The 713-nt window shown below is 60.4% G+C and carries 1 protein-coding gene; it reads left to right on the forward strand.

Translation table 11 applies throughout. From position 1 onward, the window contains the following. The coding region (locus tag B5F54_RS17850) for a hypothetical protein (protein ID WP_207651991.1) at window positions 1–713 on the forward strand (713 nt) is incomplete at both ends.

A 713-nucleotide genomic window follows, 5' to 3' on the forward strand; every position in this document is an offset into this window, starting at 1 on the left:
GGCGCGATGAAGGCAGGCAACCATGAGCTCGCAGATGAGATCATGAAGTCGATTATGTCGGCGGCGGCCCGCAACCTCTCCAACGAAGAAGTCATCAACTATGAGACCGGCGCGGGCAACGACGCCCACCGCCAGCTGTGGTCGGTGGCAGGCCATATGGCGTCGTTCTACCGCGTGCTGTTCGGCATGACATACAAATTGGACGGCATCCACTTTGCACCGTATGTGCCGGATTGGATGGTTGGCCCGTTTGAGCTGAGCAACTACACGTACCGCGATGCGAACCTGACGGTCACCGTTTCCGGCCAGGGCGACCAGGTGGCCTCCCTGAAGGTGAACGGCGAAGAGATGGGCGCGGACTATGTGCTCCCCGCAGACGCCTCTGGAAACTACACGATTGAGATCGAGGTCGTGGACAGCGGCGATCATGACAGCGTCAACCTCAAGCCCGAAAACCTTGTAATTTGCCCGGAACCGCCGGAGATGCAGCTGGAAGACGGCGTGCTGACCTGGACGCCGGACGAGAGCTACACCTATAAGCTGTGGACCGGCACCGAGTACATCGACGTGACGGGACAGGACAGCTACGAGATCCCGCAGGACGTCTACGGCAGCTATTCGCTGGTGGCCGTGGACGAGGACGGCATTGCCGGAGAGCTCTCCGAGCCGATCATCTGGAACCCGGAGGGGACGTACCTGACGTACGAAGCAGA

Source organism: Anaeromassilibacillus sp. An250 (genome assembly GCF_002159845.1).
Taxonomy (GTDB): domain Bacteria; phylum Bacillota; class Clostridia; order Oscillospirales; family Acutalibacteraceae; genus Anaeromassilibacillus; species Anaeromassilibacillus stercoravium.